Below are 9,757 nucleotides of genomic sequence, written 5' to 3'. Positions count from 1 at the left end.
CCCTCAGCGCTCCTCACCGCGGTCGCAGGCACCGGACACCCGGCCGACCACGAGCCGTGAAAGCCGTCATTTCTCCGAAGGGTCATCAAAAATCCGAACCATCTCCGGATCTTCCCGGACCCGGCGACTCTACTCCGTGAGATGCCTGACCCGGACGACACCGGGGACGGGTCCGGGCCGGTAGGCCGGCGGCCCAGTCGGCATGCTCGCCGCATACGGCCGGGGCGCTGATCCTGGGACATCACGCTGAATCGCGTGGCTCCCGTCACACCATCGCGGCCGCCCGGCGGTAGAAGCCGATCTGGTCGGCCACCACGCGCTCCCGGAACGCGAGGTCGGTGTAGAAGGTGAAGTGCGTGCCGGAGTAAACACGCAGTTCACCTCGTGGTGCGCGGTCGGCCAGCACTCGAGCGGTCTCCGGCGGTGTCTCCCGGTCTTCGGCGGCGAGGCAGACCAGCAGGGGGCAGGTCAGGCGCGCGGCGGCGTCGGCGGGCCGGTAGCGCATCATCTGCAGCAGGCCTCGGGGGGCGACGCTGTTGCGCCACAGTGTCTCCCCTTCACCGGTCAGGGTCCGGATGTGCCGGTCGGCCTCGGGGGTGGCGGTCACGGCGAGTTCTCCCGGCCGTCCCACCATGGGGATGTAGTGCGGTCGCAGGCCCAGCCTGCCCCGGATCGCATCCCAGACGATCACGCCCAGCAGCTTCAGCGTGTCACCGGCCGAGCGTCCCTCGACCTTCTTCGGGAACCCGTTGAACGGGATCTGCGCCACCACGGCGGTGATCCGGGGATCGTCGGCGGCCACGGTGACGACATGCGCGCCGCCCAGCGAGTTGCCCCACAGCAGCACCCTGTCGGGGTCGACCCGCTCGTGCCCGCGGGCGAAGGCGACGGCGGCGCGGACATCGTCGAGCTGACCGTCGATGTCGGGGACCTGACGTGGCTCGCCGTCGCTCTCGCCGAAGCTGCGGTAGTCGAAGACCAGCGCGGTGAGGCCCGCGGCGGCGAAACGCTCGGCATAGTCGAAGAGCCGGTCCATGGTTCCGCTGAAGCCGTGACAGAGCACCACGCACGGCACCGGTCCGGAACCGGCGGGCAGGTAGAGATAGCCGGCGCAGCGGACGCCGGCGGAGGTGAAGGACACTTCGGATCGCATACAGATCAACCCCGCAGCCGTAAACTGACTTCTGGTAAGCAGCCTAGCCGCATAACTGACCTTTGGTAAGTGAGTCCATGACACCTCAGCGGATTCTGGAGGCGGCTCGTGCCTTGTTCGCCGCCCGCGGCTACCGCGCCACCTCCATGCAGTCCATCGCCGACGAAGTCGGCATCACCAAGGCCGCTCTCTACTACCACTTCGACTCCAAGGAGGAGATTCTCCACCGGCTCACGCTGCCGCTGCTGGACGAACTGGAGGCCGTGCTGGCCCGGGCCGAGTCACACGACAGCGCCGAGGAGGTGCGGTGGCGGGCGATCGAGGGCTACGTCGACGTGCACCTGCGCCACCGCCACACACTCATCATGCTGGTCAGGGACATGACGCTGCTGGTGCAGGCGCCGGTCGCCGACCGCTTCCGCGCCGCGATCTCCCTGGCCAACGAGCTGGTGGCCGGTCCGGGCGCCGGGCTCGAACAGCGGGTGCGCGCCTCCCAGGTAGTCGCCGGGCTGGCCGATCCGGTGGTGCTGTTCCGCGACGAACCGGCCGAACGACTGCGAAGCCTGATTTTGGACGGCGCCAGGGCGCTGCTGGGTGAACAGACCGTCCCCCGGGCTCGCGGGCGCGCCCGGGGACGGAGCGGCGGACGGCGCGCCATCCTCACCGGAGAGCAGGTCGAACAGGCACGTCTCCTGTACGCCGAAGGCAGCGGCGCCGAGGAGATAGCCGCCCGTTTCCAGGTCTCCAGAGCAACCATCTATCGCCATCTCAAAATCTAAATATTCTGAGATTTGATTTTGAGACAGTCTTGATCTCCCAGCTGCGGAGGCCGAGCCGGAATCGATGGGGCTCTACCGAACCGGGGCGATTCTAGGAGTGGGACGGAAGTCCCATCGACGGCAGGACCTTGGAGACGCGAGTGCGAGCCGTACGGCTCTGCAAAAAGGCGGTTCCGGCGGATGTACTGGGTGACGTAAGCGAGAAGAAACCGGAACAGGAGCCAGTCATGGCCGTCATCCACGGACGCAAGCCGGTCAACGGCCACGCCGTCACCCCCGTCACCACCCCCGCTGGAACCCACGCCGTGCAGAACCGCACCCCCGCCGCCTACGCCTGGGCGGCCGCCCGCATCGCCCTCGGCTGGGTGTTCCTGTGGGCCTTCATCGACAAGACCTTCGGTCTCGGCTTCGCCACCCCCGCCGCCAAGGCCTGGGTCAACGGCGGCAGCCCCACCACCGGATTCCTCAAGGGCAGCGGCGAGAACGCCCTGGGCGGCTTCTTCGGCGGCCTGGCCGGTCAGGCGTGGGTCGACTGGCTGTTCATGCTCGGCCTGCTGGGCGTCGGCGGCGCCCTCATCCTCGGCGCGGGCATGCGCGTCGCCGCCGCGGCCGGCGCGACCATGATGCTGCTGATGTGGGCGGCCGAGTTGCCGCTGGCCACCAACCCGTTCATGGACGACCACATCGTCTACGCGATCGTCCTGGTCGGCCTGGCCCTGGCCCACGCCGGCGACACCCTCGGAATCGGCGCCTGGTGGGGCAAGACCGCCCTGGTCAAGCGCCTCCCGATTCTGAAGTGACCGCCCGCGCGACGCCCGTCCCCTGAAAGGCAGGGGGCGGGCGTTCGCTTTGCGGAAGGGGCCACCCCGTGCGACGGGAACCCCGGGCGAGACCGGGAAGCCGATCAGAATGCGCGTCGGAGATGTCGTGGGCATGTCGGCCCTCGGCGGTGAGGACCAAATCCTCTACGTGATCAAGGGAAATGCGGGAAGGGTCGTGCCCATGGAGAAACTACAGAGGATCGACGCGTACTGGCGGGCGGCCAACTACCTGTCGGTGGGGCAGATCTACCTGCTGGACAATCCCCTGCTGAGCGAGCCGCTGGCCGCCGAGCACGTCAAGCCGCGCCTGCTGGGGCATTGGGGCACCACCCCGGGCCTGAACTTCTGCTTCGCGCATCTCAACCAGGTCATCCTGGAGCGCGACCAGGAGATGATCTACATTGCGGGGCCCGGGCACGGGGGACCGGCGGCGGTGGCGCACGCCTGGCTGGAGGGCTCCTACTCCGACAAGTACCCCGACATCCCGCAGAACACCGCCGGGATGCGCCGGCTGTTCCGGCAGTTCTCCTTCCCCGGCGGGGTGCCCAGCCATGTGGCCCCCGAGACGCCGGGGTCGATCCACGAGGGCGGCGAGCTGGGGTATGCCCTGGCCCACGCCTACGGCGCGGCCTTCGACAACCCCCGCCTGGTGGTGGCCTGCATCATCGGCGACGGCGAGGCCGAGACCGGCCCGCTGGCCGCCAGCTGGCACTCCAACAAGTTCCTCGACCCGGCCCGTGACGGCGTGGTGCTGCCGATCTTGCACCTGAACGGCTACAAGATCGCCAATCCGACGGTGCTGTCGCGCATCCCCGAAGCCGAGCTGGTCAAACTCATGGAAGGCTACGGCTACCGCCCCCACATCGTGTCCGGGCATGAGCCGGCGGCCATGCACCAGCTGATGCAGCAGACCCTGGGAGTCGTTTTCGATCAGATCGCCGAGTTCAAGGACGGCCGGGCCGACCGCCTCCCCATGATCATCCTTCGCTCGCCCAAGGGCTGGACCGGCCCGGCCGAGGTCGGCGGCGTGCCGGTGGAGGGCACCTGGCGCTCCCACCAGGTTCCCCTGTCGGCGGTCCGCGACGACGCCTCCCACCGGGCGATGCTGGAGCAGTGGATGCGCTCGTATCGGCCCGAGGAGCTCTTCGACGCCGACGGCCGCCCGATGCCGGAGATCTTGCACCTGGTGCCCGAGGGGCCGCGGCGGATGAGCGCCAGCCCGCACGCCAACGGCGGGGAGATCCTGCGCCCGCTGGCCATCCCGGACTTCCGCCGCTACGCGGTGGAGGTCAAGGACCCGGCCGCCCAGCACAGCGAGCCCACCCGCGTGCTGGGCGCCTTCCTGCGCGACATCATCGAGGCTAACCCGCAGACCTTCCGCCTGATGGGGCCCGACGAGACCGCCTCCAACCGGCTGGGCGCGGTGTTCGAGGTCACCGGCCGGGCCTGGAACGCCGAGACGCTGGCGACCGACACCGATCTGGCCGCCGGCGGCCGGGTGATGGAGGTGCTGTCGGAGCATCTGTGCCAGGGCTGGCTGGAGGGTTATCTGCTGACCGGCCGGCACGGCCTGTTCAACTGCTACGAGGCCTTCATCCACATCGTCGACGCCATGTTCAACCAGCACGCCAAGTGGCTGGACGCCTGCCACGACATCCCGTGGCGGCGCCCCGTCGCCTCGCTCAACTACCTGCTGTCGTCGCACGTGTGGCGCCAGGACCACAACGGCTTCAGCCACCAGGATCCCGGCTTCCTCGACGTCGTGGTCAACAAGAAGGCCAAGGTCGTGCGGGTCTACCTGCCGCCGGACGCCAACACGCTGCTGTCGGTCGGCGACCACTGCCTGCGCTCGCGCGACTACGTCAACGTCATCGTGGCGGGCAAGCAGCCGGTGCTGGACCTGTTCACCATGGACGAGGCGATCGTGCACTGCACCCGCGGCCTGGGCATCATCGACTGGGCCTCCAACGACGCCGGCGGCGAGCCCGACGTCGTGCTGGCCTGCGCCGGTGACGTGCCCACCCTGGAGACGCTGGCCGCCGCCGCGCTGCTCCGCCGGCACCTGCCGGACCTGAAGGTCAGGGTCGTCAACGTCGTCGACCTGATGCGCCTGCAGCCGTCCAGCGAGCACCCGCACGGCATGCCGGACGCGGAGTTCGACGCCCTGTTCACCGTCGACAAGCCCGTCATCTTCAACTTCCACGGCTACCCGTGGCTGATCCACCGCCTGACCTACCGCCGCGCCGGCCACGCCAACATCCACGTGCGCGGCTACAAGGAGGAAGGCACCACCACCACGCCGTTCGACATGGCGATGCTCAACGACATCGACCGCTACCACCTGGTCATCGACGTCATCGACCGGGTCCCCGGCCTGGGCACCGCCGCCGCCCACCTGCGCCAGCAGATGCTCGACGCCCGCCTGCACGCGCGGGCTTATACCCGCCAGCATGGTGAGGACCCAGCAGACATCCGCGACTGGGTCTGGCAGCGGTGAACGACGGCAGCCGTTTCCCGTTGCTCCCGGCGGGTGATCGGCTGCGGTAGCCGGTTTCTCCGCGATCGACGGCGGCGAGGCGGTCCAGGGTGAACATGCGGCACCGTGCCGCTGCCGCATGTTCGCTCTGGGATCTCCGGCCGACAGTCAGACAGGGAATCTGCCCATTCGACTGCCTCCCCGACGTGTGTCGCGACTGTCCGCTTGGTCCCATCGTGTCTCGGCGCGGCACCTTTGCTTTCGGCCTCTCTGACTTTAATGTCAGCTTCGTTGTTGACTCAGGGTAAGAAGAAACTCACCCTCCGGAGTCATCGTGCCCGATCAGCCGAGTATTGCGGGGGTGCTGCGGTGGTACAGACACAATCAGGATCATCAGGTGTGGAACCGGTTCCGCGCTCGGAACGGCTGATCGCCAAGGGCTGGATCCAGGGCGTCGCCCTGGTGATGATCTTTGGGTTCTTCGTGATGGGGTTTTTGGCGGTGCGCACCTACACCGACGCGATGCCACAGCCCGAACGGGTCGTCGACGAGCAGGGCCGCATCGTCTTCACGGGTGCGGACATCACCTCAGGGCAGCAGATCTTCCTGCGTCGGGGCCTGCAGCAGTACGGCTCCATCGTCGGCCACGGCGGCTATCTGGGGCCGGACTACACCGCCGACTACCTGCGCCGCTCGGCCACCCTCATCGAGGCCGAACTGCGCGCCTCCGGTGCGCAGGACCCGCGCGCCGCGCTGGTGAAGATGGTGCGCACCAACCGCTACACCGAGGCCGACGGCACACTGCGGATCACCGCAGCCCAGGCGCGGGCCTTCGAGCGGATTCGGCAACACTACGCGGACTTCTTTGGCGCCGACAGCACCAAGTATGGCCTCATCCCGCGGGCCATCACCGACCCGGCCGACATCCACGACCTGACCGCGTTCTTCGGATGGACGGCGTGGGCGGCCGCGGCTGAGCGCCCCGGCCACGACTACTCCTACACCAACAACTGGCCGCCCGAACCGCGGGTGAACAACACCCCGACCGCCGACATCCTGGTGTGGAGCGGGCTGTCGCTGACGGCCCTGCTGGTGGGCGCGGGCGTGCTGTTCGCGCTGTACGGACGGTGGAACCGGCAGATCGGCTGGCACGGCACCGAAGTGCGGCCGCTGGCGTTCAAACAGCCCGGCCAGGTGGGCATCACCCCGGCTCAGCGGGCTACGGCCTGGTTCTTCTTCGTGGTGGCCGCGCTCTTCCTCCTCCAAGCTCTGCTGGGCGCGGCGGTCGAGCACTACCGGGCCGACCTGTCCAGCTTCTTCGGCCTGGACCTGGCCCAGATCCTGCCGTTCAACCTCGCCCGCACCTGGCACCTGCAGTTGGCGCTGTTCTGGACTGCGGCCTCCTTCCTGGCCGCCGGGATCTTCCTGGCCCCCTACATCTCCGGCCGCGAGCCGAAGAAGCAGCATCTGCTGGTCTACGGCCTGCTCGGAGCGGTGACCGTGGTGGTCGTCGGCTCGATGATCGGTGAGGCGCTGAGCATCTTCGGGGTGGAGTGGGCGAAAGGCTCCCCGCTGTGGGATCAGCAGTGGGAGTATCTGGACCTGCCCAAGGTCTGGCAGATCCTGCTCAGTCTCGGCATGTTCATCTGGATCGCCATCATCTACCGAGCCATCCGCCCCCGGCTCAAGACCGAGAACCGGGCGAACCTGCCGTGGGTGTTCTTCTACGCCGGGCTGGCGATCCCCGGCTTCTACGCCGTCGGCCTGCTCGCCGGGACCACCAGCCACCTGACGGTCGGCGAGTTCTGGCGGTTCTGGGTGGTGCACCTGTGGGTGGAGGACTTCCTGGAGCTGTTCACCACCGTCATGGTCGCCTACATCTTCGTGATGCTCGGGGTGGTGCGCCGCAAGATCGCGCTGCAGCTCATCTTCCTCGACATCATCCTGTACTCCGCCGGCGGCGTCATCGGCACCATGCACCACCTGTACTTCTCCGGCACGCCGGTGGAGCACATGGCCCTGGGCGCCTTCTTCTCCGCCATGGAGATCATCCCGCTGACCTTCCTCACCATCGAGGCCTGGACCTTCCTGCAGCTGGGCTCCCGGCAGGAGTCACGCAGCTCCGCCCCCTTCCCACACCGCTGGGCGGTGATGTTCATGGTCGCGGTGGGGTTTTGGAACTTCCTGGGCGCCGGAGTCTTCGGGTTCCTGATCAATCTGCCGATCGTGTCCTACTACCAGATCGGCACCGCGCTGACCGCCAACCACGGGCACGGCGCGATGATGGGCGTCTACGGCATGCTCGCCGTGGGCCTGGCCTTCTTCGCGCTGCGCTATCTCATCCCGGCCCGGCTCTGGCCGGACAAGCTGGCCAAGCTGTCGTTCTGGTCACTCAACATCGGGCTGGCCTGGATGGTGTTCGCCACTCTGTTGCCGCTGGGCGTCATCCAGCTGTGGCACTCGGTCAACGACGGTTACTACGAGGCGCGCTCGCTGGACTACATCATGCAGCCGGGCAACGCCGTCCTGGAATGGCTGCGCATGCCCGGGGATGTGATCTTCATCGGCGGCGGGGTGCTGCCCTTCCTCTACATCGCCTGGCTCGGCGTGCGGCACCGGATCCGCTCCACCACCGACACCGTGCCGATTGAGGAGCTGTTCACCGAGAAGCAACCGGTCCCGGCCGGCCCGGCCACCGGGGACGCTCGCTACGCCTCCGACCGTAACCGCACAGGTGACTCGTCCGCTCCGGAAGAGGCATGATGATCGCTCCCGCCGTCTGGCTGGCGGTCGTCTACGGGACCTTCCTCCTGCTGATCGCCTTCGCCCTCGATCTCGCGGCCCGGCAGACCTCCGGCCGCGCCTCCGGCCGCCGATCGGGCGCCTTCACCTACCACGCCGCCCACGATGCCTGGGTCTGTCCCGAGGACCAGTGGCTGTGGCCGCACTCCTTCGACCCGGAGCACCGGGTGATGCGCTATCGGGCGACACCGGCGGTGTGCAACGCCTGCCCGGTGAAGGACACCTGCACCACCTCCGAGGCCGGCCGGGAGATCACCCGCACCGTCGATCCCTGGCCCGCCTCGGAAGCCGAGCGCTTCCACCGCGGGATCGCCTGCACCCTCGCCCTGCTCAGCACGCTCTGGCCGCTGGCGACGGCGCTGCCGCCGGAGCGCACGTGGACCGAGCGCGCCATTCTGGCCGCAGCCGTGCTGCTGCTGGCCGCGGGCGGCCTGCCGCTCTGGTCGCATCTGCGTCGCACGACGGCGGGCTTCCCCGCCGGGGTCAGATCCGAGGTCAGGGCCGATGTCAAGGTTGAAACGCTGGATACGACGGTGACCACCGCAGCCATCGCCGCGGCTCGGGAGGCGCGCCGCCGGACCGGCTACCGCAGCGACCACGGCGCCCGCCGGAGTCGGCCATGAGCGTGGGACCGGTAGTCGCGGCCGTCGCGGCCGTCGCGGTACTGGTCGTGCCCATGGCCGCAGTGCGGGTGCTGCGGGAGTACGAGCGCGGGGTGGTGTTCCGACTCGGCAGGCTGCGCGCCCCGCTGCAGCCCGGCCTGCGGCCGGTGCTGCCGGGACTGGACCGGATGGTCCGCGTCGACCTGCGGGTGGTGACCCTGACAATTCCTCCGCAGGAGGTCATCACCAGGGACAACGTGCCAGCCCGCGTCAACGCCGTCGTGATGTTCCGCATCGTCAATCCGATCCTGTCGGTGACCGCGGTGGAGAACCACGCGGTCGCCACCTCCCAGATCGCACAGACCACGCTCCGGTCGGTCGTGGGTCGCGCCGACCTCGACACCCTCCTGGCCCACCGGGCCGACCTCAACGAGGACCTCACCCGCAGCATCGACGCCCAGACCGCGCCGTGGGGAGTGCAAGTGCAGGTCGTGGAGATCAAGGACGTCGAGATCCCCGAGGCCATGCAGCGTGCGATGGCCCGCGAGGCCGAGGCGGAACGGGAGCGACGCGCCAAGGTGATCAACGCCCGGGGTGAGCTTCAGGCATCCGAGGAGCTGCGCCAGGCCGCCGACACGCTCAGCCGCAGTCCGGCCGCGCTGCAGCTGCGTTACCTGCAGACGCTGCTGGAGCTGGGCGCCGACCAGAACTCCACCGTCGTCTTCCCGCTGCCCATCGACATCATCGGCCCGTTCCTGCAGAAGATCCCCAGCATGATGAACGGCTCCGCCGTACGAGGAGAGTCCCATGCCTGAGCCCACCCCGGTCCGCCAGTCCGGCACCGCGTCGCGTGAACCCCGGTCCCCGCGAGGGATCCGCGCCGTGATCCTCGGCGCGCTCTTGGCCGGCCTCGCCCCGCTGGCCGGCTTTCTCGGTGGCAGCATGGCCGGTCACTCAGGTGGCGAGACCGGCATGAGCCCGCTGTTTTTGTGGATGTTCGGCGGGTTGATCGTCGGCGCGATCGGCGCGGTCATCGCCATCATGGGCGCCCTGCGCTGGATGCGCACGCGGCACATGGGGCAGAACCCCCCGGACAAGGACGGCTGAGAACGGCGGTCGCCCTA

General features: G+C 68.7%; 8 protein-coding genes. 7 read left to right on the top strand and 1 reads right to left on the bottom strand.

Annotated elements, in window-relative coordinates; genetic code table 11:
- Positions 1-265 precede the first annotated feature (265 nt).
- Positions 266-1,153: an alpha/beta hydrolase gene (locus Plo01_RS39310; protein ID WP_203895899.1), complete on the bottom strand. Its 888-nt coding sequence runs from the start codon at positions 1,151-1,153 to the stop codon at positions 266-268.
- 77 nt (positions 1,154-1,230) lie between these two features.
- On the opposite strand from Plo01_RS39310, the gene Plo01_RS39305 reads away from it, so the two are divergent.
- The 7 genes from Plo01_RS39305 to Plo01_RS39275 all read left to right on the top strand — a co-directional run bounded on the left by Plo01_RS39305 (position 1,231) and on the right by Plo01_RS39275 (position 9,740).
- The gene (locus Plo01_RS39305; RefSeq protein WP_203895898.1) at positions 1,231-1,932 is read left to right on the top strand and encodes a TetR family transcriptional regulator; all 702 of its coding nucleotides are present in this window, start codon (positions 1,231-1,233) and stop codon (positions 1,930-1,932) included.
- A gap of 227 nt (positions 1,933-2,159) precedes the next feature.
- Positions 2,160-2,732, top strand: a complete 573-nt coding sequence (locus Plo01_RS39300; protein WP_203895897.1) for a hypothetical protein — start codon at positions 2,160-2,162, stop codon at positions 2,730-2,732.
- 202 nt (positions 2,733-2,934) lie between these two features.
- On the top strand, positions 2,935-5,250 hold the full coding sequence (locus Plo01_RS39295; protein ID WP_203895896.1) for a phosphoketolase family protein: 2,316 nt from the start codon (positions 2,935-2,937) through the stop codon (positions 5,248-5,250).
- Between the two features lie 378 nt (positions 5,251-5,628).
- Complete coding sequence (locus tag Plo01_RS39290; RefSeq protein WP_203895895.1) at positions 5,629-7,992, top strand: nitric-oxide reductase large subunit; 2,364 nt, start codon at positions 5,629-5,631, stop codon at positions 7,990-7,992.
- Positions 7,989-8,654 (top strand): hypothetical protein, encoded by a 666-nt coding sequence (locus Plo01_RS39285; protein ID WP_203895894.1) that lies wholly within the window; start codon positions 7,989-7,991, stop codon positions 8,652-8,654. Before Plo01_RS39290 ends, Plo01_RS39285 begins: the two co-directional genes overlap by 4 nt.
- On the top strand, positions 8,651-9,448 hold the full coding sequence (locus Plo01_RS39280; protein ID WP_203895893.1) for a slipin family protein: 798 nt from the start codon (positions 8,651-8,653) through the stop codon (positions 9,446-9,448). The genes Plo01_RS39285 and Plo01_RS39280 overlap by 4 nt, the downstream gene beginning before the upstream one ends.
- Entirely contained in the window at positions 9,441-9,740 is a 300-nt protein-coding gene (locus Plo01_RS39275; protein ID WP_203895892.1) for a hypothetical protein, read from the top strand. The genes Plo01_RS39280 and Plo01_RS39275 overlap by 8 nt, the downstream gene beginning before the upstream one ends.
- Positions 9,741-9,757: the final 17 nt, after the last annotated feature.

This window comes from Planobispora longispora (genome assembly GCF_016863135.1).
Lineage (GTDB): Bacteria > Actinomycetota > Actinomycetes > Streptosporangiales > Streptosporangiaceae > Planobispora > Planobispora longispora.
This window is presented reverse-complemented; position numbering and strand designations above follow the sequence as displayed.